The 24,912-nt window shown below is 72.1% G+C and carries 21 protein-coding genes and 1 pseudogene; 17 read left to right on the plus strand and 5 right to left on the minus strand.

Annotated features, from left to right (window positions below; genetic code table 11):
- Positions 1–187 precede the first annotated feature (187 nt).
- The 12 genes from ACFRFH_RS07040 to cysK are packed head-to-tail and all read left to right on the plus strand — an operon-like array spanning position 188 to position 12,034.
- Positions 188–1,900 (plus strand): nitrite/sulfite reductase, encoded by a 1,713-nt coding sequence (locus ACFRFH_RS07040; RefSeq protein WP_382462268.1) that lies wholly within the window; start codon positions 188–190, stop codon positions 1,898–1,900.
- Positions 1,897–2,637 (plus strand): phosphoadenylyl-sulfate reductase, encoded by a 741-nt coding sequence (locus ACFRFH_RS07045; RefSeq protein ID WP_382462269.1) that lies wholly within the window; start codon positions 1,897–1,899, stop codon positions 2,635–2,637. Before ACFRFH_RS07040 ends, ACFRFH_RS07045 begins: the two co-directional genes overlap by 4 nt.
- Positions 2,634–3,569 carry a sulfate adenylyltransferase subunit CysD gene (cysD, locus tag ACFRFH_RS07050; RefSeq protein ID WP_382462270.1) on the plus strand — a complete coding sequence of 312 codons (936 nt, stop codon included), beginning with the start codon at positions 2,634–2,636 and terminating at the stop codon, positions 3,567–3,569. The genes ACFRFH_RS07045 and cysD overlap by 4 nt, the downstream gene beginning before the upstream one ends.
- A complete protein-coding gene (locus ACFRFH_RS07055; RefSeq protein ID WP_382462271.1) occupies positions 3,569–4,915 on the plus strand; it encodes a sulfate adenylyltransferase subunit 1 in 1,347 nt (448 codons plus the stop codon). The genes cysD and ACFRFH_RS07055 overlap by 1 nt, the downstream gene beginning before the upstream one ends.
- Before the next feature lie 11 nt (positions 4,916–4,926).
- Positions 4,927–5,976, plus strand: a complete 1,050-nt coding sequence (locus ACFRFH_RS07060; RefSeq protein ID WP_382462272.1) for an ABC transporter substrate-binding protein — start codon at positions 4,927–4,929, stop codon at positions 5,974–5,976.
- Positions 5,977–5,980: 4 nt separating this feature from the next.
- Positions 5,981–6,733: an ABC transporter ATP-binding protein gene (locus ACFRFH_RS07065; RefSeq protein ID WP_382462273.1), complete on the plus strand. Its 753-nt coding sequence runs from the start codon at positions 5,981–5,983 to the stop codon at positions 6,731–6,733.
- Positions 6,723–7,640, plus strand: coding sequence for an ABC transporter permease (locus tag ACFRFH_RS07070; RefSeq protein WP_382462274.1), 918 nt, complete (start codon positions 6,723–6,725; stop codon positions 7,638–7,640). Before ACFRFH_RS07065 ends, ACFRFH_RS07070 begins: the two co-directional genes overlap by 11 nt.
- Positions 7,637–8,410, plus strand: coding sequence for a uroporphyrinogen-III C-methyltransferase (gene cobA, locus ACFRFH_RS07075; RefSeq protein WP_382462275.1), 774 nt, complete (start codon positions 7,637–7,639; stop codon positions 8,408–8,410). Before ACFRFH_RS07070 ends, cobA (ACFRFH_RS07075) begins: the two co-directional genes overlap by 4 nt.
- Positions 8,407–9,789 carry an FAD-dependent oxidoreductase gene (locus ACFRFH_RS07080; protein ID WP_382462276.1) on the plus strand — a complete coding sequence of 461 codons (1,383 nt, stop codon included), beginning with the start codon at positions 8,407–8,409 and terminating at the stop codon, positions 9,787–9,789. Before cobA (ACFRFH_RS07075) ends, ACFRFH_RS07080 begins: the two co-directional genes overlap by 4 nt.
- Entirely contained in the window at positions 9,786–10,115 is a 330-nt protein-coding gene (gene fdxA / locus ACFRFH_RS07085; protein ID WP_382462277.1) for a ferredoxin, read from the plus strand. Before ACFRFH_RS07080 ends, fdxA begins: the two co-directional genes overlap by 4 nt.
- Positions 10,108–11,055, plus strand: coding sequence for an NAD(P)/FAD-dependent oxidoreductase (locus tag ACFRFH_RS07090; RefSeq protein WP_382462278.1), 948 nt, complete (start codon positions 10,108–10,110; stop codon positions 11,053–11,055). Before fdxA ends, ACFRFH_RS07090 begins: the two co-directional genes overlap by 8 nt.
- A gap of 40 nt (positions 11,056–11,095) precedes the next feature.
- Complete coding sequence (cysK, locus tag ACFRFH_RS07095; RefSeq protein WP_382462279.1) at positions 11,096–12,034, plus strand: cysteine synthase A; 939 nt, start codon at positions 11,096–11,098, stop codon at positions 12,032–12,034.
- A 12-nt stretch (positions 12,035–12,046) separates the two neighbouring features.
- On the opposite strand, the gene ACFRFH_RS07100 is transcribed toward cysK, so the two are convergent.
- Positions 12,047–12,745, minus strand: coding sequence for a sirohydrochlorin chelatase (locus ACFRFH_RS07100; RefSeq protein WP_382462280.1), 699 nt, complete (start codon positions 12,743–12,745; stop codon positions 12,047–12,049).
- Positions 12,742–13,113, minus strand: coding sequence for a nitrite reductase small subunit NirD (nirD, locus tag ACFRFH_RS07105; RefSeq protein WP_382462281.1), 372 nt, complete (start codon positions 13,111–13,113; stop codon positions 12,742–12,744). The genes ACFRFH_RS07100 and nirD overlap by 4 nt, the downstream gene beginning before the upstream one ends.
- A gap of 217 nt (positions 13,114–13,330) precedes the next feature.
- Here nirD and nirB point away from each other — a divergent pair, with 217 nt between their 5' ends.
- The 3 genes and pseudogenes from nirB to ACFRFH_RS07120 all read left to right on the plus strand — a co-directional run bounded on the left by nirB (position 13,331) and on the right by ACFRFH_RS07120 (position 17,815).
- Positions 13,331–15,910, plus strand: coding sequence for a nitrite reductase large subunit NirB (gene nirB / locus ACFRFH_RS07110; RefSeq protein WP_382462282.1), 2,580 nt, complete (start codon positions 13,331–13,333; stop codon positions 15,908–15,910).
- Between the two features lie 11 nt (positions 15,911–15,921).
- Positions 15,922–16,683: pseudogene (gene cobA / locus ACFRFH_RS07115) on the plus strand (uroporphyrinogen-III C-methyltransferase); the annotation flags it as partial.
- 1 nt (position 16,684) lies between these two features.
- Positions 16,685–17,815, plus strand: a complete 1,131-nt coding sequence (locus ACFRFH_RS07120) for a uroporphyrinogen-III synthase (protein ID WP_382462283.1) — start codon at positions 16,685–16,687, stop codon at positions 17,813–17,815.
- A gap of 6 nt (positions 17,816–17,821) precedes the next feature.
- Here the strand turns inward: ACFRFH_RS07120 and ACFRFH_RS07125 are convergent, their stop codons facing one another.
- Genes ACFRFH_RS07125 through ACFRFH_RS07135 form a run of 3 tightly spaced genes read right to left on the minus strand, consistent with a single transcriptional unit; the run spans position 17,822 to position 22,919 of the window.
- Positions 17,822–19,390 carry an FAD-dependent oxidoreductase gene (locus ACFRFH_RS07125; RefSeq protein ID WP_382462284.1) on the minus strand — a complete coding sequence of 523 codons (1,569 nt, stop codon included), beginning with the start codon at positions 19,388–19,390 and terminating at the stop codon, positions 17,822–17,824.
- On the minus strand, positions 19,387–21,516 hold the full coding sequence (locus tag ACFRFH_RS07130) for a molybdopterin oxidoreductase family protein (protein WP_382462285.1): 2,130 nt from the start codon (positions 21,514–21,516) through the stop codon (positions 19,387–19,389). Before ACFRFH_RS07130 ends, ACFRFH_RS07125 begins: the two co-directional genes overlap by 4 nt.
- A gap of 14 nt (positions 21,517–21,530) precedes the next feature.
- Positions 21,531–22,919: an MFS transporter gene (locus ACFRFH_RS07135; RefSeq protein ID WP_382462286.1), complete on the minus strand. Its 1,389-nt coding sequence runs from the start codon at positions 22,917–22,919 to the stop codon at positions 21,531–21,533.
- Positions 22,920–23,165: 246 nt separating this feature from the next.
- Here ACFRFH_RS07135 and ACFRFH_RS07140 point away from each other — a divergent pair, with 246 nt between their 5' ends.
- Together ACFRFH_RS07140 and ACFRFH_RS07145 are read left to right on the plus strand one after the other, a co-directional pair.
- Positions 23,166–23,897 (plus strand): IclR family transcriptional regulator, encoded by a 732-nt coding sequence (locus tag ACFRFH_RS07140; protein WP_382462287.1) that lies wholly within the window; start codon positions 23,166–23,168, stop codon positions 23,895–23,897.
- Between the two features lie 136 nt (positions 23,898–24,033).
- Entirely contained in the window at positions 24,034–24,912 is an 879-nt protein-coding gene (locus ACFRFH_RS07145) for a branched-chain amino acid ABC transporter permease (protein WP_382462288.1), read from the plus strand.

Genomic DNA, 24,912 nt, shown 5'->3' on the forward strand with positions numbered 1-24,912 from the left:
GGGCTCTCGGGGAGGGTCGTGGACACGGTCGGTCGAAGGCGTGCAGATGGTCGACCCAGGATGCCTGAACGGCCGTACAGCCTTTCTGTATTGCGTCTGTTTATTACCGTCGCCCTTCCGTCGCGCTTCGCATCCGGCCTAGGTTCCGTACTCGATCCGCCCCGCAGCGGAGGGAAGGACGAACCGCGTGACGATCTCCGAACAGCACACCGCTCCGGCGGCTGCTCGGCCGCGCCGCACCGACGCCCGGCCGAACGGTCAGTGGGCGGTCGACGGGCAGGCGCCGCTGAACGCGAACGAGGCCTGGAAGCAGGAGGACGGCGGCCTCGCCGTCCGTGAGCGCATCGAGCGCGTCTACGCCGATGGCGGGTTCGCCTCCATCGACCCGACCGACCTGCACGGCCGCTTCCGCTGGTGGGGCCTCTACACGCAGCGCAAGCCCGGCATCGACGGCGGCAAGACCGCGACGCTGGAGCCGCACGAGCTGGAGGACGAGTTCTTCATGCTGCGGGTCCGCATCGACGGCGGCCAGCTGACCACCGAGCAGCTTCGGACGATCGCGGGCATCTCGACCGAGTTCGGCCGCGACACCGCCGACCTGACCGACCGTCAGAACATCCAGCTGCACTGGATCCGGGTGGAGGACGTGCCGGAGATCTGGCGGCGGCTGGAGGCCGTGGGCCTCAGCACGACGGAGGCGTGCGGCGACGTGCCGCGCGTGTTCCTCGGCTCACCGGTCGCGGGGATCGCGGCGGACGAGCTGATCGACCCGACGCCGCTGATCCAGGAGATCGCGGACCGGTTCCTCGGCGACCCGGAGCTCGCCAACCTCCCGCGCAAGTTCAAGACCGCGATCAGCGGGCACCCGAGCCAGGACGTCGTCCACGAGATCAACGACGTGTCGTTCGTCGTGGTCGAGCATCCCGAGCTGGGCGTCGGCTTCGACCTGTGGGTCGGCGGCGGGCTGTCCACGACTCCGCGGCTCGCCGAGCGGCTGGGCGCGTTCGTGCCGGCCGAGCGGGTGCCGGAGGTGTGGCACGGGGTCGTGCAGATCTTCCGCGACTACGGCTACCGTCGGCTCCGCAACAAGGCACGGCTGAAGTTCCTGCTCGCCGACTGGGGGGTCGAGAAGTTCCGGCAGGTGCTGGAGGACGAATACCTGGATGAGCCGCTGGCCGACGGCCCCGCACCTGCGGCGCCCACGACGACCGGCGACCACGTCGGGGTCCACAAGCAGAAGGACGGCCGCTACTTCATCGGTGTCACCCCGTTCGTCGGCCGGGTCTCCGGCACGACGCTCGCGCAGCTCGCCGACCTCCTGGAGCGGCACGGCTCGACCCGGCTGCGGACGACCCCGCACCAGAAGATCCTCGCGCTGGACATCCCCGAGGCGGACGTCGAGCAGGTCGTCGCCGAACTCGACGACATCGGGCTGAGCGCCAAGCCGAGCGTGTTCCGCCGCGGCACGATCGCCTGCACGGGCATCGAGTTCTGCAAGCTCGCGATCGTGGAGACCAAGCTCACTGCGATCGCCGCGGTGCAGCAGCTCGAGGAGCGGCTGGCGGGGCTCGACCTCCCGACGCCGCTCAGCCTGCACGTCAACGGCTGTCCGAACTCCTGCGCGCGCATCCAGACGGCCGACATCGGTCTGAAGGGTCAGCTGCTCCCGGACGGGAACGGCGGCCAGGTGCCCGGCTTCCAGGTGCACCTGGGCGGCGGCCTCGCTTCCCGCGACCGGGACGAGGCCGGGCTCGGCCGCACCGTGCGCGGCCTGAAGGTCACCGCGGACGGGATCGCGGACTACGTCGAGCGCGTCGTCACCCGCTACCTGGCGGACCGCACCGGCGCCGAGACGTTCGCCGAGTGGGCGCACCGAGCTGACGAGGAGGCGCTGCAGTGACCGCGACCAACCTGGGCAGCCTGCCCGTGCGACCCGCCGAGCTGCGGCCGGTCTCCGAACTCAAGGCGCTCGCCGAGCGCGGCGCGCGCGAGCTGGAGGACGCGACCGCGGAGCAGATCGTCCGCTGGGTGGCCGACAACTTCGCCGTGGAGCGCACGGCTGTGGCCTGCTCGATGGCCGACGCCGTCCTCCCGCACGTCGTCGCCGCCGCGCTGCCGGGTGTGGACGTGCTGTTTCTGGACACCGGCTACCACTTCGTGGAGACCTACGTGACCCGCGACGAGGTCGCCCGGGCGCTGGACGTGCGGGTGGTGGACGTGAAGCCGAAGCAGACCGTGGCCGAGCAGGACGCCGAGTTCGGCGCCGAGCTGTTCGCCCGTGACCCCAACCTCTGCTGCGCCCGGCGCAAGGTCGAGCCGTTGCAGCGCACGCTGACCGGCTACGAGCTCTGGTTCACCGGGGTCCGCCGCGAGGAGGCGCCGACGCGCTCGGCGACGCCGTTCATCAGCTGGGACGAGAAGAACGGGCTGGTGAAGGTCAACCCGCTGGCGGCGTGGACGTTCGACGAGCTGCTCGACTACGCCACCGCGAACGCCGTGCCGCTGAACCTGCTGCTGTCCAACGGGTATCCCTCGATCGGCTGCGAACCGTGCACCAAGCCGGTGGCCGAGGGGGAGGACCCGCGCTCGGGCCGGTGGGCCGGGCTTGCCAAGACGGAATGCGGGTTGCACCAATGACCGACACCAGCCACACCGACACGACCTCGGCCGCCGTGCCCGCCCTCGACCTGATCGACCAGCTCGAGAGCGAGTCCATCCACATCATCCGGGAGGTCGTGGCCGAGTTCGAGCGGCCGGTGCTGCTGTTCTCCGGCGGCAAGGACTCCGTGGTCGTCCTCCACCTGGCGGCGAAGGCGTTCTGGCCGGCGCGCATCCCGTTCTCGCTGCTGCATGTGGACACCGGGCACAACTTCCCGGAGGTCCTCGACTTCCGCGACGCGACCGCCGAGCGGTTCGGGATTCCGCTGGCCGTGGCCCGGGTGCAGGACTACATCGACGACGGCCGGCTGACCGAGCGCGCCGACGGCACCCGCAACCCGTTGCAGACCCTGCCGCTGCTGGACGCGATCGAGGCCGGACGGCACGACGCGGTCTTCGGCGGCGCGCGCCGCGACGAGGACAAGGCGCGGGCGAAGGAGCGCATCCTCTCGCTGCGCGACGGCTTCGGCCAGTGGGACCCGCGCAACCAGCGCCCGGAGCTGTGGAGCCTCTACAACGGCCGCCACACGCCCGGCCAGCATGTGCGGGCGTTCCCGATCAGCAACTGGACGGAGCTCGACATCTGGCGCTACATCGAGCGCGAGGGCATCGAGCTGCCGCCGCTGTACTACGCGCACGAGCGCGCGGTGTTCGCCCGCGACGGGATGTGGCGGGCGGTCGGCCCGGTCTCGCCCGCCGACCGCGGCGAGACGGTCGAGCGGCGGCTGGTGCGCTACCGCACGGTCGGCGACATGAGCTGCACGGGCGCGGTCGAGTCCGACGCCCGCGACGTGACCGCTGTGGTGCGGGAGGTCGCTGCCTCCACGCTCAGCGAGCGCGGCGCCACGCGCGCCGACGATCGCATCTCCGAGGCCGCGATGGAAGACCGGAAACGACAGGGATACTTCTGATGACGCTGCAACTCGACGACACCACGCGACCGGACACCACGCGACCGGCGGCGGCCGCGACCCGCGGGACGCTGTTCCGCTTCGCGACGGCGGGCTCGGTGGACGACGGCAAGTCGACGCTGGTCGGCCGGCTGCTGCACGACTCCAAGGCGATCCTCGCCGACCACCTCGCCGCGGTCGAGCGCACCTCCCGGGAGCGGGGCTTCGGCGGGGAGGCCGGTGGGCTCGACCTGGCGCTCCTCACCGACGGGCTCCGCGCCGAACGCGAGCAGGGCATCACCATCGACGTCGCCTACCGGTACTTCGCCACCGACGCGCGCTCGTTCATCCTCGCCGACTGCCCGGGGCATGTGCAGTACACCCGCAACATGGTCACCGGCGCCACCACCGCCGACGCAGTCGTGCTGCTGGTCGACGCGCGCAACGGCGTGCTCGAGCAGACCCGCCGCCACCTCGCGGTCATCAGCCTGCTGCGCGTGCCGCATGTGATCGTGGCGATCAACAAGATCGACCTGATCGGGTTCGACGCGGAGCTGGTCCGGCAGGTGACGGAGGAACTGGTCGCGGTGACCGAGGAGCTCGGCATCCGCGACCTCCACGTCGTGCCGGTGTGCGCCGTCGCCGGGGACAACGTCGCCGAGCGGTCGGCCCGCACGCCCTGGTACGACGGTCCGGCGCTGCTCGAACTGCTGGAGGCGCTGCCGAGCGCCGACCAGACCGAGGCCGCCACCGAGGACCTCCGCCTCCCGGTCCAGCTCGTGCTGCGACCGCAAGGCGCACTCGCATCCGGGCTGGACGCGACCGCGTACCGCGACTACCGGTCGGCCGCCGGCCGCATCGCCTCCGGCTCCGTCCGCGTCGGCGACAGGGTCAGCGTCCACCCCGGCGGGGCGACCTCGGTCGTGACCCGGATCGACGTCGCCGGCCGCAGCGTGGAGTCCGCGGTCGCCTCGCAGTCCGTCGCCGTCAGTCTGGCCGACGACCTCGACCTCGCCCGCGGCGCCCTCCTCGGTGCGGCGGGCACCCTCCCGGAGCCGCGGTCGGCGATCACCGCCGAGGTGTTCTGGCTGGACCCGGCCCGTGGCGTCACCGGCGCGCGGCTGCTGCTGAAGTGGGGGACCGCGACCGTCCAGGCGCGGCTCACCGCGATCGAGGGGCGCCGCGACCTGACCACGCTGCAGGTCGTCCCCGCCGGGGCTCTGGAGGTCAACGACATCGGCCACGTCGCCCTCCAGCTCGCCGAGGCGCTGCCGGTCGAGCCCTACGCGGCCAACCGGGAGACCGGCGCCTTCCTGCTCATCGACCCGCAGTCCGGCGCGACCCTCGCCGCCGGCATCGTCTCCTGAAAGGACCCCGCATGCGCACCCCGCTCCGCACCGTCGCCGTCCTCGCGCTCGCCGCGGCCACCGCCACGCTGACCGGCTGCGCGGCCTCCGCCGCCAGCGCCGATCCCACCCCGGCGAAGACCATCCGCGTCGGCTACTTCGACAACGTGACCCACGCGCCCGCACTCGTCGGCATCCATGACGGGCTGCTCCAGAAGGCGCTCGGGAAGACCGCGCTGAAGACCACCCAGTTCAACGCCGGCCCCGCGGAGGTCGAGGCGCTCAGCGCCGGCGCGATCGACGCCGCCTACATCGGCCCGAGCCCCGCGATCAACTCCTACCTGAAGAGCGCCGGCCAGTCGCTGAAGATCGTCTCCGGCGTCGCCATCGGCGGCGCGGCACTGGTCGTGAAGAGCGACATCACGTCGCCCGACCAGCTGAAGGGCAAGACCATCGCCACCCCGCAGCTGGGCAACACGCAGGACGTCGCGCTCCGCCACTGGCTGAGCACGAAGGGCCTGCACACCTCGACCACCGGAGGGGGAGACCTCACGATCGCCCCGACCGACAACGCCCAGGCGCTGACCGCGTTCGAGGCGGGAAAGATCGACGGCGCCTGGGTGCCGGAGCCGTGGGTGTCCCGGTTCGTGCTCGACGGCAACGCGAAGGTGCTCGTCGACGAGGCGTCGCTGTGGCCGGGCGGGACGTTTCCGACCACCGTGCTCGCCGTCTCCGCCTCGTTCCTGAAGGCGCACCCGCAGACGGTGAAGGCCCTCGTGCAGGGCAACGCCGACGCGGTCGCCGCCCTGAAGAACCGGGCGAAGGCCGCGAACGACATCAACGCGCAGCTCAAGGCCGACACCGGCAAGACCCTCCCGACCGCGGTGATCGCGCGGGCGCTCGAGCACGTCGCCTTCGACACCGACCCGGACGCCGCCGCGTTCCCGATACTCGTCGAGCACGCCGCCGCGGTTGGCCTCGGCAGCAAGGGTTCACTGAAGGGGCTGTTCGACCTGACCGCCCTGAACGCCGTCCGCTCGGCCGCCGGGCAGGCGAAGGCCTCGGCCGGGAGCCTGGGGTGACATCGTGAGCGACCTGGACCGCACCGCCGTCACGCTGACGGGCGTGAGCAAGCGCTTCGGCGCACACGCGCCCGTCGTGCTCGACGCGGTGGACCTGCGGGTGGGCGACGGCGAGTTCGTCTGCCTGCTCGGGGCGTCCGGGTGCGGCAAGTCGACCATCCTGAACCTGATCGCCGGGCTCGAGCAGCCGACCACGGGCGAGATCGCGGTGCCCAGCGGCGCGGTCGCGATGATGTTCCAGGATGCCGCCCTGCTGCCCTGGCTGACCGCGCGCCGCAACGTCGAACTCGCCCTCGACCTCGGTGGAGTGCCGCGCAATGAGCGCAGGACCCGCGTCGACGAACTCCTGGAGCTCGTTTCGCTCTCGCACGCCGCCGACCGCCGGCCGCACGAGCTCTCCGGCGGGATGCGGCAGCGCGTCGCCCTCGCCCGCGCGCTCGCGCAGGACCGCCATGTGCTGCTGATGGACGAGCCCTTCGCCGCGGTCGACGCGATCACCCGCGACCTCCTGCACGTCGAGCTGGAGCGGATCTGGCGGCAGACCGGCCGCACCATCGTCTTCGTCACCCACAACGTCCGGGAGGCGCTGCGCCTCGGCCAGCGGATCGTGCTGCTCAGCTCGCGGCCCGGCCGAGTCGCCGCCGAATGGGCGGTGCCCGCGTCCGTCCGGGCCGGCGCCGACCCGGTGGAGACCGCCCGGCTGGACGACGAGATCACCCGCCGGCTGCGAGAGGAGCTGATCCGCAATGCCGCCTGAAGCCACCGCCACCCCCACCATCGCGCCCGTGCCCTACCGTTCGGAGGCCGGGACCTCCGAGCTGCGCGCCCTGGAGTCCGGCCTGGACTCCCTGCAGACCGTTCGGGATGCCGGGCCGGGCCGCGCCCGCCGTCTCGGCCGGTCCGTCGTCCCGCCGATCGTGTTCGTGCTCGCCGCCGTCCTCGCCTGGCAGCTCTACACCGTCATCGCGCACCCGCGCCCCGACCTCTACCCGGGGCCTGCGGACGTGCTCGGCGCGCTCGGCAGCGCCGCGGCCTCCGGTCACCTCGCCACGGCCATCGGCACCAGCCTGGGCCGCGGCGGCTTCGGCTTCCTGCTCGCCATCCTCATCGCGACCCCGCTCGGGCTCCTGCTGGCCGAGGTGCGCTGGCTGCGTCGCGCAGTCGGGCCGATCCTCTCCGGCCTCCAGGTGCTGCCCTCGGTGGCATGGGTGCCCGCCGCGATCCTCTGGTTCGGGCTGACCGACGCGGCCGTGTACTTCGTGGTGCTGCTCGGCGCCGTCCCCTCGATCGTCAACGGCCTCCTCGCCGGCATCGACCAGGTGCCGCCGCAGCTTCGCCGCGTGGGCGTCATCCTCGGCGCGAACCGCCGCCGGCTGCAGACCCGCATCCTCTTCCCTGCCGCCCTGCCCGGCTACGTCGCGGGACTCCGGCAGGGCTGGGCGTTCGCGTGGCGGTCGCTGATGGCGGCCGAGATCATCGCGGGCTCGCTCGGCTTCGGCCTGGGCTCGATGCTCGAACAGAGCAGGACGCTCGCCGACCTGCCCAGCGTGCTCGCCACCATCCTGACCATCCTCGTCGTCGGCATCGTCGTCGAACTGGCGATTTTCGCACCGGTCGAGCGCACGCTGCTGCGCCGCCGCGGACTGACGGGAGCATCCCGATGACCGGACAACGTCTTGGCTCCGTCGCCCTGGTCGGCGGCGGGCCCGGCCACCCCGACCTCATCACCGTGCGCGGCCGTCAGCTGCTGACCGCGGCCGACGTCGTGATCGCCGACCGGCTCGGGCCGCGCGCCCTCCTCGACGACCTCGCGCCCGGCGTGGAGGTCATCGACGTGGGCAAGCGCCCGCACCACCATCCGGTGCCGCAGTCGCGGATCAACGAGCTGCTGGTCGAGCACGCCCGTGCGGGCAAGCGCGTCGTGCGGTTGAAGGGCGGCGACCCGTTCGTGTTCGGCCGCGGCGGCGAGGAGGCCGAGTTCTGCCGTGCTGCCGGCATCCCGGTGGAGGTCGTGCCCGGCGTGACGAGTGCCATCGCAGTGCCGTCCATCGCCGGCATCCCGGTCACCCACCGCGGTGTCGCCGCCGGGTTCACCGTGCTCTCGGCGCACACCGACATCGACGAGGTGCCTGGTGGGCCGGAGCACACCGTCATCCTGCTCATGGGCGTATCGGGGCTCGCCGGCACCGCCGCCACTCTTGCCGCGGGCCGCCGCGGCGCGGACTGCCCGGTCGCCATCGTGGAGGACGGCTACGGCGACGGCCAGCGCGTGACCGTCGGCACCCTGGGCACCATCGCCGCTGAGGCCGCCGTGCGCGGCGTGCAGTCGCCGGCCGTGATCGTCGTCGGCGACGTGGTCCGGCTGGCCGACCCCGACCTCCTCCCCATCCCCGCAGCACACAGCACTGCACCATACCGAGAGGCACCTCAATGACCCGACCGTTCCGCGTGGCCGTCGTCGGCGCCGGACCCGCCGGCATCTACGCCGGCAACATCCTGCGCACCCGCGCCGCCGAGGCCGGCATCGACGTCCGGATCGACCTGTTCGAGTCCCTGCCTGCGCCGTACGGCCTCATCCGCTACGGCGTCGCCCCCGACCACCCGCGCATCAAGGGCATCGTCACGTCGCTGCACGACATGCTCGCCGAGGGGTCCGTGCGGCTGATCGGCAACGTGGAGGTCGGCGCGGACATCACTGTGGACGAGCTCCAGTCGCTCTATCACGCGGTGATCTTCGCGACCGGTGCGCAGCGGGACGCCGTGGTCGACCTCCCCGGCCTCGGCCTCCCTGGCAGCTTCGGCGCCGCCGACTTCGTCTCCTGGTACGACGGCCACCCCGACGTGCCGCGGCACTGGCCGCTGGAGGCCACCGAGGTCGCGGTGCTGGGCAACGGCAATGTGGCACTGGACGTCGCACGCGTGCTCGCCAAGCACCCGGCCGACCTGCTGACCACCGATATCCCCGACAACGTGCACGCGGGCCTCGTCGCGTCGCCGGTCACGGACGTCCACGTCTTCGGCCGCCGCGGCCCGGAGGACATCAAGTTCACCCCGATCGAGCTGCGCGAGCTCGGCGAGGTCCCCGGCGTCGACATCGTCCTGTACGAGGAGGACTTCGATCGCGCCGACGCCTCGACCGGGGAGCGGCGGGCCGCGGGCAACCAGGCCAAGGTCATGGCGCGCATCCTGCAGTCGTGGCGCGACCGCGAGCCCACCGGCGCCCCGCGTCGCCTGCACCTGCACTTCTGGCACAAGCCGGTCGAGCTGCTCGGCGAGGAGGCCGTCACCGGCATCCGCTTCGAGCGCACCGAGCCCGACGGGCAGGGCGGCATCCGCGGCACCGGCGCCTTCGCCGACTACGACGTGCAGGCCGTCTACCGGGCGATCGGCTACCGCGGCACACCCGTACGCGACCTCCCGTTCGACGAGGCCGCCGGGGTCATCCCGAACGACGGCGGCCGCGTCCTCGACGGCAGTGAGTCGGCTACCGGCCTCTACGCGACCGGCTGGATCAAGCGCGGCCCGGTCGGACTGATCGGCCACACCAAGGGCGACGCCGGCGAGACCATCGAGAAGCTGCTGGAGGACCACTCCGTCCTGGCCGACGCGGAGCGCCCGGGGGAGGACGCCGTGCTGTCCTTCCTCGAGTCGCGCGGTGTCCGCTACACGACATGGGAGGGCTGGCTCGCCCTCGACGGCCACGAGCGCGCCCTCGGCGAGGGGTTCGCCGGCGACGTGGTCCGGGAGCGGATCAAGGTCGTGCCGCGCGACGAGCAGGTCGCGATCTCCAACCGCGAGGTGATCGTCCGATGACTTACGTGATCGCGCTGCCGTGCGTGGACGTGAAGGACCGCGCCTGCATCGACGAGTGTCCGGTCGACTGCATCTACGAGGGGGAGCGCTCCCTCTACATCAACGTCGACGAGTGCGTCGACTGCGGTGCGTGCGAGCCGGTCTGCCCGGTCGAGGCGATCTACTACGAGGACGACCTCCCCGAGGAGTGGGCCGACTACCACGCCGCGAACGTCGAGTTCTTCAGCGAGCTCGGCAACCCCGGCGGGGCGTCCAAGGTCGGGCCGCAGCCGTACGACCACCCGCTGATCGCGGCGCTGCCGCCGCAGGAGGTCGTGCATGCCTGAGGTCGTCGTCATCGGCGGCGGCCCGGCCGGGCTCTCCGCCACGCTCAACCTCGCGCGGGCGCTGGTCGACGTCGTGCTGGTGGACGCCAGCCGGCCGCGCAACTCGGCCACGCTCCGTTCACACGGGTTCCTCACCCGGGATGGCATCCGCCCGACCGAGTTGCGCGCCCTCGCCAAGGCGGAGCTCGCGGTGTACGAGAACGTCGAGCACCTGGAGCGGCGGTCGGTCACCTCGGTGCGCACGGACGGCGACGGGTTCGTGGTCGAGATCGCCGGCCGGGCGCCGGGGGAGGAGCACATCGTCTCCGCCGAGGCGGTCCTCCTCACGACCGGGCTGACCGAGACGCTCCCCGCGCTGCCGAGCATCCGCTCGTTCTACGGGATGAGCGTGTTCAGCTGCGTCGCGTGCGACGCCTGGGACCTGCGCGGCAAGCCGCTCGCCCTCATCGGCGAGACACCGGACCTCGCCCGCCGCGCGGTTCACCTGGCCCGCTGGACCACTGACCTCACCGTCTTCACCAACGGTTCCCCGGTCGTCACCGCCGATGAGGCGACCGCCCTGAACGCGCTCGGGATCCGGGTCGAGCGGATGGCGATCGCCGACCTCGAAGGCGAACGCGGAGCCGTCCACTCCGTTCTGTTGCAGGACGGCCGGTCCATCCCCATCGACGGCGGCTTCATCCGCCCCACCTGGCAGATCGCGACCGGCTTCATCGACGGCCTCCAGCCCCAGGAGTCGCCCGAGGGCTTCCTCGTCACGGACGACGACGGCCGGACCTCCATCCGCGGGCTGTATGCCGCCGGCGACGTCGCCGCGCCTGGCCCGCAGCAGATGATCATCGCCGCCGGCAACGGCGCTCGCACCGCGGCCGCCATCGTCGCCGACCTGCAAGTCGGGGCCGCCGCCGCGGTCAGCCCGATCGCGGAAATCCTCACCTGACCTCCCGCACCTCCATCCTTCACGAACACGAGAGAGAGCCATGCCCACGAACGTCTACGAAGACATCACCGCCGCCGTCGGCCGGACCCCGCTGGTCAAGCTCAACAGGATCGCCGCCGACGCCGGCGCGACCGTGCTGGCGAAGCTGGAGTTCTACAACCCCGGCGGAAGCGTCAAGGACCGGATCGGCGTCGCCATCATCGACGCCGCCGAGAAGTCGGGCGAGCTGCGCCCTGGCGGGACGATCGTGGAGGGCACCAGCGGCAATACCGGCATCGCGCTCGCGATGGTGGGCGCGGCCCGCGGCTACAAGGTCATCTTGACCATGCCCGAGACCATGTCGAAGGAGCGCCGCGTGCTGCTGCGCGCGTTCGGCGCCGAGATCGTCCTCACCCCCGGCCCGGAGGGGATGCGCGGGGCCGTGGAGGCCGCGCAGAAGATCGTCGCGGAGAACGACAATGCGATCTGGGCCCGCCAGTTCGCCAACGAGGCCAACCCCGCGATTCACCGGGCCACCACGGCCGAGGAGATCTGGGCGGACACCGACGGCGGCGTCGACATCCTCGTCGCAGGGATCGGCACCGGCGGCACCATCACGGGCGTCGGCCAGGTGCTCAAGGAGCGCAAGCCCGGCGTGCAGATCGTGGCGGTCGAGCCGGTCGACTCCCCGATCCTCAGCGGCGGCAAGCCCGGCCCGCACAAAATCCAGGGCCTCGGCGCAAACTTCGTGCCGGAGATCCTCGACACGACCGTGTACGACGAGGTCATCGATGTGTCGTTCGACGACTCGATCGCGACGGCCAAGAAGCTCGCGTCCGAGGAGGGCATCCTGGCCGGCATCTCGTCCGGGGCGATCGTGTGGGGCGCCCTCCAGGTCGCCGCGCGGCCCGAGAACGCCGGGAAGACCGTCGTGGCGATCGTCGCCGACACCGGCGAGCGGTACATCTCGACGGCGCTGTGGGCGGACCTGCTGGACTGAGCCGCCTCGGAGCTACACGTACGCGCCGGAGGTCGCCCGCTCGACGACGGTCTCCACCAGCTCGGCCGGAGTGTCGTCTGGCGTCAGCAGCGGAGCTGTCGTGACGTCCGCACCGGCTCGGCCGACGAGGTCGGTGAAGTAGCCGGGGGCCAGCAGATACGTGGCGATGACGACGCGGGTGCCGGGGTTCGCGGTCCGCGCCGATGCGACGGCGTCGGCCAGCCGGGGGCTCGCTGCGGAGACGTAGCCGAGCCCCACCGTCCGGCCGAGGCGTGACTCGAGCAGTTCGCGCATGCGTTCGCAGTCCGCCACAGCTCGGGAGTCGGTGGACCCGGCGGCCGCGAGCACGATCGAGTCATCGTGCCGGAGGCCGACGTCGTTGAGCCGTCGGGCGAGCACGGCCGCGAGGCGTGGATCGGGCCCGAGCGCGGGAGCCACGGTCGTCGGGATCGGGGACGCGTCGGCGCTCTCAGCGAGGTCGACGAAGACGTGGTAGCCGGCCGAGAGCAAGAGCGGGACGATCGTCGCGCGATGCCCGAGCGCTGCCGCTGCGGCAAGGGCCGACGGCACGTCCGGCTGCTCGACGTCGACGTGGCAGCCGATGACCGGGACGGGCATTCGGGCGGCGACCGACTCGACCAGGCGGCGTACCGCGGCCTGTCCCTCCGCGGACGACGTCCCGTGCGAGGCGGCGAGGACGACGTCGCTCACTCGCCCTCCAGCTCGATCTCGATGAACCCGCCGACGATGCGGGTGCGGAAGGTCGTCAGGACCAGCCCGGGGTCGGTGAAGCACTCGCCGGTCCCCAGGTCGTACACCTCCTTGTGCAGCGGCGACGCGACCGTCGGGCGGTCGCCGCGCGAGCCGACGATGCCGCGCGCCATGACGGGCGCGCCGCCGGCCGGGTCTTCGTGCGCGACGGCGTAGACCTCCCGCGGTGCGAGCAGGAAGAGCGCGATCTGCCGCATCCGGAGCAGCACGGCCTCGCCCCAGGACGGCTCCAGGTCGTCGACGCGGCAGGCGCGCACCCAGTCGGTGCGCCGGACATCCGGGTGCGGGAGGCTCTGCGTGATCGTCATGGTCCGACGCTATGTCTCGCAGGTTTCCGCGGGCGACGCGGTGTGTAACGACCGCATGAAGCCCCGCTCACAGCCGGAGAGCCGTCCTGTGCGCCCGTGTTAACGGACGGTCACACGGGCGAAACGGGAGGGAAACGCCGCCCGCCTACGCTCGGAAGGCACCGGGAGAGGTCCGACCGGTGCGGCAGCCGCCGCTGCAGACCCGGAAGGGGCCCGCATGACGACCGAACGCACCCTGATCGTAGGAGGCGGCCCGGCCGCGCACCGCCTGGTGGACGCTCTCGTCTCGCGCGGCGGTGCGGCCTCCCGCTCCATCGTGGTGATCGCCGAGGAGCCCTACCTGCCGTACGACCGCGTCCAGCTGAGCAAGCGGCTCGCCGACGGCGCGGTCGATCTCACGCTGGAGCCGGCCTCGCACTGGGAGGACGCGGCGGTGGAGCTGCGGGTCGGCGAGAGGGTGACGACGATCGACCGGAAGTCGCGGACGGTAACGACTTCGACCGGCGCCACGCTCGGCTACGACCAGCTCGTCCTCGCGACCGGCTCCTCCGCTCCCGTGCCCGACATCCCCGGTTCGGCCGCGAGCCGGGTCTACCGCACCATCGACGACGTGGACGCGCTGGTCGCCGAGATCGGCGGCCTGCGCGAACGGCTGGGCCGGGCTCCCCGGGTCGCCGTGGCCGGCGGCGGCCTGCTCGGGCTGGAAGCCGCGGGCGGCGCTGCGGCGCTGGGCGCGGAGGCCGTGATCATCCACTCGGGCGGCTGGCTGATGTCGGCGCAGCTGGACGAGGGCGCCGGTCAGGCGCTGGGCCGGCTGATCGCCGCGCGCGGGATCGACCTGCACCTCGGCACGCGGCCGCGCGAGATCCGCCTAGGTGACGACGGCCTCCCGGTCGCGGTGCTCTGCGCCGACGGACGCAGTGTCCCGGCCGACGTCGTGGTCTTCGCCATCGGCATCCGGGCGCGTGACGAGCTGGCCAGGGACTCCGGGATCGCGACGGCCGAGCGCGGCGGGGTGGTCGTCGACGAGGGCTGCCGCACCTCCGACCCGTCGGTGTGGGCGATCGGGGAGGTCGCCGCGATCGACGGCCGCACGGTCGGCCTGGTCGCTCCGGCGAACGCGATGGCCGAGACGGTCGCGGACCGGCTGCTCGGCGGCGACGCCGCGTTCACGACGGTGGACGACGCGACCAAGCTGAAGCTCTCCGGGGTCGACGTCGCGAGCTTCGGGGACGCGTTCGCGCGGGAGCCCGGCGCGCTGGAGATCGTCTACGCCGACCCGGCGCGCGGCCTGTACCAGAAACTCGTGGTCAGCGGCGACGCGAAGACCCTGCTCGGCGGCGTCTTCGTCGGCGACGCGGCACCGTATGCGGGCCTGCGCCCACTGCTCGGCCGGGAGCTCGATGCCGAGCCGGCGGCCTACCTGTCCGCCGCGGGCGCCGAGCCTCCCGCCGGCGGCGCGCTGCCCGACGACGCGTTCGTCTGCTCGTGCAACAACGTGACGGCCGGCGCCGTCCGCTCGGCCGTGGGCGATGGCTGTCACGAGCTCGGCGAGCTGAAGTCCTGCACCCGTGCCGGCACCCAGTGCGGTTCGTGCGTGCCGTTGGTGAAGAAGCTGCTGGAGGCCGAGCTCACGGCCGCGGGCGCGACCGTCTCGCACGCGCTGTGCGAGCACTTCGAGCTGTCCCGTCAGGAGCTGTTCGAGTCGATCCGCGTCCTCGAACTGAGGAGCTGGGACGAGACGATCGCGCGGCTCGGGACCGGCCTGGGCTGCGACATCTGCAAGCCGGCCGTCGGCAGCATCCTGGCCAGCCAGCACAACGGGTACCCGCTCGACGGCGGCCGCGGCCCGCTGCAGGACACCAACGACCGCGCCCTCGCCAACATGCAGAAGGACGGCACCTACTCCGTGGTCCCGCGCATCCCCGGCGGCGAGATCACTCCGCAGAAGCTCGCGGTGATCGCCCAGGTCGCGACCGACTTCGGCCTCTACACGAAGATCACCGGCGGCCAGCGGATCGACATGTTCGGCGCCAGGCTCGACCAGCTCCCGGACATCTGGAAGCTGCTCGTCGACGCCGGCTTCGAGTCGGGCCAGGCGTACGGCAAGGCGCTGCGCAACGTGAAGAGCTGCGTCGGCTCCACCTGGTGCCGGTACGGGGTGCAGGACTCGGTCGGCATGGCCGTCGGACTGGAGCTGCGCTATCGCGGCCTCCGGGCGCCGCACAAGTTCAAGTTCGGGGTCTCCGGTTGCGCCCGCGAGTGCGCAGAAGCCAGGGGCAAGGACATCGGCGTGATCGCGACGGACAAGGGCTGGAACCTCTACGTCGGCGGCAACGGCGGATTCCAGCCCGCGCACGCGCAGCTGCTCGCCTCCGACCTCGACGACGAGACGCTGGTGCGCTACATCGACCGCTACCTCATGTACTACATCCGCACGGCCGACCGGCTGCAGCGCACGGCCCGGTGGATGGAGGACCTCGACGGCGGTGTCGACCACGTCCGCGAGGTGGTCGTGGCGGACTCGCTCGGCCTCGGCGCCGAGCTGGAGGCCGCGATGGCCGCGCACATCGACACCTACGAGGACGAATGGGCGGCGACGCTGCGCGACCCGGAGCGGCTGCGCCGGTTCCGGTCGTTCGTGAACGCGCCGACGGAGGCGGACCCGTCGATCGCCCGCGTCGAAGAGCGCGGACAGCTGCGCCCGGCGACCGCCGAGGAGCGGGCGGCAGGGGCTGTGCTGGTGGCCGGGGCGAGGATCCCGGTCCGCGGCGCGACGGAGGGAGACGAACTGTGAGCATCCGAATCGGATCCGTGACGTTGGTCGGCGGAGGCCCCGGCGACCCCGACCTCCTCACGGTCGCCGCCGTGCGTGCGCTGGCCGCGGCCGACGTCGTCCTCTTCGACCGGCTCGCACCGCACGAGACGCTTGCGGCTCTCGCACCCGGGGCCGAGCTCGTGGACGTGGGCAAGCGTCCCGGCCACCATCCCATCCCGCAGGACGAGATCGAACGGCTGATGGTCGCCCACGCGCTGGACGGCGCGAACGTCGTTCGGCTGAAGGGCGGCGACCCGTTCGTGTTCGGCCGCGGTGCGGAGGAGGTGGAGGCCTGCCGTCGTGCGGGTGTCCCGGTCCGCGTGATCCCCGGGGTCACCAGCGCCATCTCCGTTCCGGCCGCCGCGGGGATCCCGGTGACGCACCGGAACACGTCGCGATTGTTCACCGTCGTCTCGGGCCACGCGCCGCTGTCTCCCGCCGAGCTGGAGCATCTGGCCGGACTCGGCGGGACCATCGTCATCCTGATGGGCGTCACGAACCTGCCGTCGATCACGGCAGGTCTCGCCCGGTTCGGCATGGACCCCGCGATGCCGGTGGCGGTCGTCGAACAGGGCTACACGGCTCGGCAGCGGACCACCTTCGGTGACCTGACCACCATCCTCACCGAGTCGGTGCAGGCGGGCGTCGCGTCCCCTGCCGTCATCGTGATCGGCGAAGTCGTCGCGCTCGCCCGCGGCGGCGACGCGGAGGCGGCTGCCGCGCTGGTGGACGCGGCCGCGACGGGATCCTGACATGGTCGACGAGCGTGCCGGTGCCCCGGCGTTCCGGTCCGATCAGCTGGCCGGCTTCCGGATCGGAGTGACCAGCGACCGGCGGTCCGCCGACCTGATCGACGCGTTCGAGCGACGCGGAGCGAGTGTGCTGCACGCGCCGACCGTGCACATGCGGCACGCCGACGACGACGCCCCGGTCATCGCGGACACGCAGCGCATCATCGCCGCGGCGCCCGAGGTGCTGCTCGCCACGACCAGTTACGGGATGCGCCGCTGGTTCGAAGTCGCGGACTCCGCAGGTCTCGGCGAGGATCTCCATCGCGTGCTCTCCGTGACGACGATCCTGGTCCGCGGACCGAAAGCGCGAGGCGCCGTCCGCGCGGCCGGCCTCGACGACGCCGGGATGAGCGACGAGGAGACCACGGCCTCCCTGGTGGGCAAGGTGATCGCGGAGTTCCCGCCCGGGACGTCCGTCGCCGTCCAGTTGCACGGGCAGACCGACGAGGTGCAGCTGCGACGGCTCAGGGACGCCGGCGATCACGTCATCACTGTGGCGCCGTACACCTGGTCGGTCGCGACGGACACGGACGAGCGCGCCAGCCGGCTCGTGGATGCGATCGCGGGCCGGCAGCTCGACTGCGTGACGTTCACCAGCGCGCCCGCCGTCGACGGACTCCTCATCGCGGCTCTCGCGCGCGGCCGGTACAGCGAGGTGCTGGAGGCGTTCCGTGAGGACATCGTCGCCGCGACCGTCGGACCCGTGACCTCCGCGCCGCTGGTCAGCGTGGGGATCGAGCCGCTGCAGCCCGACCGGTTCCGGATGGGCGCGCTGATCCGGCAGGTCTGCGAGCACCTCGAGGCCCGGTCGACGCGGCGGGTCAGCACGCGGCACGGCGACATCGAGCTGCGGGGCAGCGTGGCCGTGGTTGCCGGAACGCCGGTGCGGCTCACCCCGACCTCGCTGTCGCTGTTCCGGGCGCTCGTCGCCGCGAACGGCGCGGTGGTCTCGCGCCGGGAGCTGGCGGTCGCGCTCGACGGCGGCTGCGACGAGCACGCGATGGAGGTGTCGCTGAGCCGGTTGCGGCAGAGCCTCGGGACGCCGGGACTCGTCGCCACGGTCGTCAAGCGCGGCTACCGCCTCGACGTCTGACGCGCGTCACGGGACGGTCGCGGCGGCGAGGATGGCGGCGATGCGGCCCTTGCAGCCGCCGCAGCCGGTGCCGGCGCGGGTGTCCTTGCCGACGCACTCGACCGTGTGGCAGCCGGAGGCGACCGCTTCGCCGATCCGGCCGGCGGTGACGCCGTTGCACCAGCACACGGTCGCGTCGGGGCCGAGCGGGTCCTCGACGGGGGCGGAGCCGGCGTCGGCGGCGTCCAGTCGTAGCAGCGCGGACGGCTCGGCGGGGAGGGCGGCGCCGCGTTCGAAGAGGAGGGTCAGCTCGGCGCCGGCGTGCGGCAGCCCGACCGAGACGAATCCGGTCAGTGCGCCGTCGCGCACCACGGTCTTGAGGTAGGCGGCTCGCGCGGGGTCGAGCCACACCGTGACCTCGGCGTCGGCATCCCACGGCTCGGCGGAGTGGTCGCCGCCGGAGACCACGTCCACCCCGGTCGCTTTGAGCATGACCGCGGTCGGTCGCTCACGGAGGGCGACAGCGGCGTTCGGGCCCGCGGCGGCCCCGGCTGCTTCTGCGCGAAAGCGTCGTGCCAGAGCGGCGGCCTGCCGCCAGCCCGGCCCGATCAGGCCGCTCGGGGCTCCGGGCACCCGACCGGACGGGTCGGCGTCCTCCGGCGCGGCCACCTGCGCGCAGTCCCCGATCGCGAACACGTCGGGGTCGGTCCAGCTCCGCAGCTCCTCGTCGACGAGGATGCCCGCCGAGCAGGCGAGCCCGGCCGCGAGCGCCAGTTCCACCCGCGGTCCCACCCCGCAGGAGAGGACCAGGAGGTCGCCGGGGATGTATGTGCCGTCGGCGCAGCCGACGCCGTCGAAGATGCGGAGCCCGTCGGTGTCACGGAAGCCGACGCTTTCCGCCCGCGCGTGCGCCGCCATCCCGACGTCGAGCGCCCGCACGGCGCGGGTGAGCATGCGGCCGCCCGGTTCGTCGAGGTTGCGCGCCATCGGCGTCGGTCCGTGGTGCACGACCACGACGCGCGCGCCGTGCTCGGCCGCGAGCAGCGCGAACTCCATCCCGAGGACGCCGGCGCCGAGCACCACGATCGTGCCGCCGCCGGCGACGACCGGAGCGACCGCGTCGGCGTCCGCCAGGTCGCGGAGGGCCACGACGCCGACCGGCAGCGGGCGCGGTCCGCGGTCGAGGTCTGGTGCGGGCCTGGAATCGCGTTCGCGCCGGGACTGTTGCAGCCCGTCCAGGGTCGGGATGTTCGCCCGGGCGCCGGTGGCGAGGACAAGACGGTCGTAGGGGAGCTCGTCCCCGGCGGAGGTAAGAACCCGCTGGCGCTCGCGGTCGAGGGCGACGGCGGTGTCGCCGAGGCGGATGTCCGCGCCGGCGGCCCGGGCGGCCTCCGTGTCGGTGACGTCGAGCCGCTCGCGCGGCGTCGCCCCCACCGCGTACTCGGCGACCAGGACTCGGTTGTAGGCGTCCTCGTGCTCCGCCCCGACGACGACGAGGGAGACCTGGCCCGCGCTGATCGCCGGCAGCATCTCCTCCACGAACCGTGCGCCCACCGGCCCGTAGCCGACCAGCACGACGCGGAGCGGCCGGTTCATGCCGCACCTCCCGCTCCCGCGCCGACGGCGGCCGGCTGCTGCGCCCGCTCGACGGTGACCGCGGTGCGCTTGAACTCGGGCATCGCCGATACCGGGTCCACCGCGGACTCGGTGAGGAGGTTCGCGCACTGCGTCCCGGCGAAGTGGAACGGCAGGAAGACGGTGTCGATGCGCATCCCGTCGGTGAGCAGCGCGGTCGCCTCGACGGCGCCGCGCGCGTTGCGGACGTGCACCGGGTCGCCGTCGCCGATGCCGAGCCGTGCGGCGGTCGCTGGGTGCAGTTCCGCGCGCACCCGCGGCTGAGCGGTGAGCAGCTCGGGGACCCGCCGGGTCTGCGCTCCCGACTGGTAGTGCTCCAGCAGCCGTCCGGTGATGAGGGTGAGCTCGCCCGCGCCGCTGCCGGTCGTGAGCTCGCGGGCGCGCACCGCGACGAGGCGCGCCCGGCCGTCGGCGTGCCCGAAGCGGTCGAGGAACAGCCGCGGCGTGCCGCCGGATCCGGCCGGGTACGGCCAGTGCGCCGCCTGATCGTCGGCGAGCTGGGCATCCAGGAGGGCGTGGCTGAGCCCGGAGTAGTCGGCGATGCCTCCCGCCGACGCGCGCGCCAGCTCGTCGAACACGTCGGCCGGGTCGGTCGGCCAGATCGACGGCGCGTCCAGTCGGAGGGCGAGGTCGGCCAGGATGTCGAGCTCGCTGCGCACCTCGGCCGGCGGGTCGAGGGCCCTGCGCCGCCGGAGGATGCGGCCCTCCAGGTTCGTCATCGTGCCCTCCTCCTCGGCCCACTGGGTGACCGGCAGCACGACGTCGGCGAGCTCGGCCGTCTCCGACAGCACGAAGTCGCAGACCACCAGCAGGTCGAGCGCTTCCAACCCGGAGCGGATCGCGCCGACGTCGGGCCCGGAGACCACCACATTGGAGCCGTGGACCAGCAGCGCACGCACGCCGCCGGGCCTCCCGAGCATCCCGAGCAGCTCGACCGCGGGCACGCCGGGGCCGGGGATCGTCTCGGGGTCGACGCCCCACACCGCGGCGACCGCGGCTCGGTGTGACGGGTCGGCGATCGTGCGGTAGCCGGGGAGCTGGTCGCACTTCTGCCCGTGCTCCCGGCCGCCCTGCCCGTTGCCCTGGCCGGTCAGGGTCCCGTAGCCCGACCCGGGGCGGCCGACGAGTCCGAGCACGAGCGCGAGGTTGATCGCCGCGGTCGCCGTGTCGGTGCCGTCGACGTGCTGCTCCACCCCGCGTCCGGTGAGGATGTAGGCGCCTCGACCGCGGGCGAGCCGGGTGGCGACCTCCCGCAGCTGGGCAGCGGGGACGCCGGTGTGCTCCTGGACGCGTTCCGGCCACCAGGACGCGACGCTGCGGCGCACGGCGTCGAAGCCGGTCGTGCGCGCCTCCAGATAGGCGGTGTCGACGTGGCCCTGCGCCAGCACCAGGTGGGTGAGCCCGAGGAGTACGACGAGGTCGGTGCCGGGAGCCGGCTGAACGTGGATGCCGCCGCCGTCGGCGGTGAGCTGGGCGGTCTGGGAGCGGCGCGGGTCCATGACGATGAGGCCGCCCGCGGCGCGGGCGCCGGCGAGGTGGCCGATGAACGGCGGCATCGTGGCGGCGACGTTCGAGCCCAGCAGCAGGATGGTGTCCGCGTCGTCGAGGTCGGACACCGGGAACGGCATGCCCCGGTCGACGCCGAAGGCCCGGTTGCCCGCCGCGGCCGCGGAGGCCATGCAGAAGCGGCCGTTGTAGTCGATGCGGGAGGTGCCGAGCGCGAGCCGGGCGAACTTGCCGAGCAGGTACGCCTTCTCGTTGGTGAGGCCGCCGCCGCCGAACACCGCGACCGCGTCTGCGCCGTCCTCCCGGCGGATGCCGGCCAGGCGGTCGGCGACCAGCGTCAGCGCCTCCTCCCAGCCGGCCGGCCGGAGCTCGCCGTCCTTGTGGTCGCGGATCAGCGGCGTCGTCAGCCGGCCAGGGGTCGCGAGCAGCTCGGCGGAGGTCCAGCCCTTCTTGCAGAGTCCGCCGCGGTTGGTCGGGAACATCCGGCCGGCCACCTCGACCGGGTCCGGACCGGCCGGGGACGGGGTGAGCGTCATGGCGCACTGCAGCGCGCAGTACGGGCAGTGGCTCGGCGCGGTCACGGTCGGTCCGCCGCTCAGATCCGCACCCCGCGGCGGCGGCCGTGCACCGCGACCGCGATCGTGACCGCCAGCAGCACCGCGTACGCGGCGACGAACCAGCCGAGTCCGGCCGCGTAGCCGCCGGTGGTGGACTTCGACAGGCCGAGGACCTGCGGGATGACGAAGCCGCCGTAGGCGCCGAACGCCGACACGATCCCGAGCGCGGCCGCGGCGGTGCGCTGGGCGGGGACGTCGCCGGCCTGACGGTGTCCGTCGCCGGCGCCCGACCTCAGCGCGAACAGCGTGGGGATCATCCGGTAGGTGGCGCCGTTGCCCGCGCCACTGGCGATGAACAGCACCAGGAAGCAGCCGAGGAACAGCCAGAAGCTGTCCAGCGGCAGGGTCAGGATGACGGCTGTCGCGCCGAGCGCCATGACGACGAACGCGACGATCGTGATGGTGCTGCCGCCGAACCGGTCGGCCAGCCGGCCGCCGAACGGCCGCGCCAGCGACCCGACCAGCGCGCCGAGGAACGCGAGGGAGAGCGTCGCGCCGCCCACCGGGAAGGTGCTGAAGGCGGGGAACTGGTCCGCGATGAGCTTCGGGAACACGCTGGAGAAGCCGATGAACGATCCGAAGGTGCCGATGTAGAGCAGCGCCATCAGCCACAGCTCAGGTGCACGGAGCGCCGCCAGAGACGCCTTCACGTCCGCCCGGGCGTGCGAGAGGTTGTCCATCCGCCGCCACGCCCCGACGATCGCGACGACGATCAGCGGAATCCAGATCAGGCCGGCGAGCGGCAGCTGCAGGGTCGCGCCCGCGCCGATCGTGATGACGAGCGGCACCGCGAACTGTGCGACCGCCGCGCCCAGGTTGCCGCCGGCCGCGTTGAGGCCGAGCGCCCAGCCCTTCTTGCGCTGCGGGTAGAAGAAGGTGATGTTCGCCATCGAACTGGCGAAGTTGCCTCCACCGAACCCGGCCAGCGCCGCCACCAGCAGCATCACGCCGAACGGAGTGTGCGGATTCGACACGCAGACCGCGAGCCCGATGGTCGGGATGAGCAGCAGCGCCGCGGAGACGATCGTCCAATTGCGGCCGCCGAACTTCGGGACCATGAAGGTGTACGGGAATCGCAGGGTCGCGCCGACGAGGCTCGGCATCGAGATCAGCCAGAAGATCTGCGACGTGCCGAAGTGGAAGCCGGCCGCCGGCAGCGACACGACCACGATCGACCAGAGCTGCCAGACCACGAAGCCGAGGAACTCGGCGAAGATCGACCAGCGAAGGTTGCGCTGCGCGATCCCGGCGCCCTCCGCCTTCCACTGGGCGAGATCTTCGGCGTTCCAGCCGTCGATCCAGCGGCCGGGACGGAACGCGAGGGCGGACGGTGCGGTTTCGGCGGGTGCGGTGACGGTGCTGGTCATCGAGGACCTCCTGCGGGTGAGTGGATGTCACCACGCTAGGAAGGCCGTGTTTCCGCCGACGGCGCGCGACGTGAAACCTGCGTGACCAACACCTCTCCGCCACCGGGTTGCCGTGTGAGGGGAACGCAACCCGGGGTGTCGGGAATCGTTCCGCCGCTATCATCCTTTGATATCGCTTGTCATATGGCGATAGAGAGCGAGAGCCCGGTGGTAGCTGAGGATAGCAAGAAGGCACCTGCCAATCCCATGCGTTCGCTGGAGCGTTCGCTGGATGTCATCGGGGTTCTGGAGGAGTCGGCGGCGCCACTCCGGCTCAGCGAGATCGCCCGGCGCGCCGATCTGCACATCGCGACGACTCAGCGCATCGTGAACGTGCTGATCGGCCGCGGGTACGTGCGCCAGGACGGCGCCTTCTATGCGATGGGTGTCACTCCGCTGCTGAACGCCCACGCGTTCCTCGTCAGCTTCCCGCTCCTGCTCGCGGCGAAACCCTTCCTTCAGGAGCTCTCCGCCTCGACCGAGTTCACGTCGTCGCTGGCGGTGCGGGCAGGCTTCTTCCAGGTGATCCTGGAGCGGGTGGAGGGCTCCCGGCCGCTGCGCTATCAGTTGCCCATCGGGGAGAAGCTCCCGCTGCAGCTCGGCGGCGCGCGGATGCTCGCTGCGTCGATGGATGATGACGGGTTGCGCGCGCTGCTGGAGTTCGTCGGCGAGATCAGAACAGCTGCCGGTGAACTCGTCACCGATGAGGAGTTCCTCGCCACGATCGCGACGATCCGCGAGCAGGGATTCGTGCACGGCAGCAGTCAGCGCGAGCGCGGCGCCGCCTCGGTGGCCGTTCCGGTCCTCGACCGCGATGGGAAGACCGTCGCGTCGATCCAGCTCTCCGGGCTGGAGGAGGACTTCGAAGCGGCGAATCTACCCGCGCTCGTCGCGGAGATGCAGCGGGCCAGCGCCGCCATCACCCGGCGCACGCCCTAGCTTCGGACATTCACAGAATCGCACGACGGCGATTTCCTTGACACTCCTCGGGGAGCGCCAATAAGGTCTGTCCAACGTCCCATGATAGTGATTATCACGGAGTGATAATTCTCGGGATGCCAGACAAAGGAGTCGCATGTCAGAGCTCTTGCTCGCCGTCGGGTTCGGCTTGGTGGTCGCATCCGTTCTCGCACTGTCCGCCGTCGGATTGAGCCTCCAATTCGGCATCACCAACTACATCAACTTCGCGTACGGCGACTTCATGGCGGTCGGCGCGTACATCGCCTGGACGCTGAACACGGGGCCGTGGCACACGAACATCTGGGTCGCGATGGTCGTCGGCGGTCTGGTGGTCGGGGTCTTGGCGGTGCTGTTGAACCGCTTCCTGCTGGCACCGTTCGCCCGGCGGTTCCAGAAGCTCTTCTACATCCTGATCGTCACCTTCGGCCTCTCGCTGATCCTGCTGAACGTCGTCAGCTCGATCTGGGGCGAGGAGGTCGTCCGCTACGACGTCTCCAACCAGACGCCGTTCCACGTCGGGCCGTTCCTGTTCACCACCGACCAGCTCGTCGTGATCGCGATCGCACTCGCGGCCATGGTCCTCATCCATCTGATGCTCACGCTGACGCGGGTCGGGAAGTCCATGCGTGCGATGTCGGACAACGCGGCGCTGGCGATGTCGAGCGGGATCGACACAAAGCGGATCACCACCCTCACCTGGTTCCTCTCCGGCACACTGGCGGGCATCGGAGGCACGGTGCTCGGCCTCACGCAGGCGAGCATCACACCCGGTTCCGGTGAGACCTTCCTCTTCGTGATCTTCGCAGCGGTCATCGTCGGCGGCGTCGGAAGCATCTACGGGGCGATGGTCGGAGCGGTGATCGTGGGGCTCGTCACCGAGCTCTCCGCGCTCGTCATCGACCCGTCCTACAAACTCGACGTCGCCTTCGTCGTCCTCATCCTCGCCCTCTTGTTCCGGCCGAACGGCCTCTTCACCCGACCCGGAAAGGCCTGA

It is taken from the genome of Leifsonia sp. NPDC056824, from assembly GCF_042789575.1.
Classification (GTDB): Bacteria; Actinomycetota; Actinomycetes; order Actinomycetales; family Microbacteriaceae; genus Leifsonia.

What these genes read in the sequence shown, in the direction of transcription:
- ACFRFH_RS07055 (WP_382462271.1), top strand. Translation starts at nt 3,569, where the DNA reads ATGACGCTGCAACTCGACGACACCACGCGACCGGACACCACGCGACCG.
- ACFRFH_RS07145 (WP_382462288.1), top strand. Translation starts at nt 24,034, where the DNA reads ATGTCAGAGCTCTTGCTCGCCGTCGGGTTCGGCTTGGTGGTCGCATCC.
- ACFRFH_RS07120 (WP_382462283.1), top strand. Translation starts at nt 16,685, where the DNA reads ATGGTCGACGAGCGTGCCGGTGCCCCGGCGTTCCGGTCCGATCAGCTG.
- nirB (WP_382462282.1), top strand. Translation starts at nt 13,331, where the DNA reads ATGACGACCGAACGCACCCTGATCGTAGGAGGCGGCCCGGCCGCGCAC.
- ACFRFH_RS07080 (WP_382462276.1), top strand. Translation starts at nt 8,407, where the DNA reads ATGACCCGACCGTTCCGCGTGGCCGTCGTCGGCGCCGGACCCGCCGGC.
- ACFRFH_RS07090 (WP_382462278.1), top strand. Translation starts at nt 10,108, where the DNA reads ATGCCTGAGGTCGTCGTCATCGGCGGCGGCCCGGCCGGGCTCTCCGCC.
- ACFRFH_RS07140 (WP_382462287.1), top strand. Translation starts at nt 23,166, where the DNA reads ATGCGTTCGCTGGAGCGTTCGCTGGATGTCATCGGGGTTCTGGAGGAG.
- cysD (WP_382462270.1), top strand. Translation starts at nt 2,634, where the DNA reads ATGACCGACACCAGCCACACCGACACGACCTCGGCCGCCGTGCCCGCC.
- ACFRFH_RS07070 (WP_382462274.1), top strand. Translation starts at nt 6,723, where the DNA reads ATGCCGCCTGAAGCCACCGCCACCCCCACCATCGCGCCCGTGCCCTAC.
- ACFRFH_RS07060 (WP_382462272.1), top strand. Translation starts at nt 4,927, where the DNA reads ATGCGCACCCCGCTCCGCACCGTCGCCGTCCTCGCGCTCGCCGCGGCC.
- cysK (WP_382462279.1), top strand. Translation starts at nt 11,096, where the DNA reads ATGCCCACGAACGTCTACGAAGACATCACCGCCGCCGTCGGCCGGACC.
- fdxA (WP_382462277.1), top strand. Translation starts at nt 9,786, where the DNA reads ATGACTTACGTGATCGCGCTGCCGTGCGTGGACGTGAAGGACCGCGCC.
- ACFRFH_RS07135 (WP_382462286.1), bottom strand. Translation starts at nt 22,919, where the DNA reads ATGACCAGCACCGTCACCGCACCCGCCGAAACCGCACCGTCCGCCCTC.
- ACFRFH_RS07125 (WP_382462284.1), bottom strand. Translation starts at nt 19,390, where the DNA reads ATGAACCGGCCGCTCCGCGTCGTGCTGGTCGGCTACGGGCCGGTGGGC.
- cobA (WP_382462275.1), top strand. Translation starts at nt 7,637, where the DNA reads ATGACCGGACAACGTCTTGGCTCCGTCGCCCTGGTCGGCGGCGGGCCC.
- nirD (WP_382462281.1), bottom strand. Translation starts at nt 13,113, where the DNA reads ATGACGATCACGCAGAGCCTCCCGCACCCGGATGTCCGGCGCACCGAC.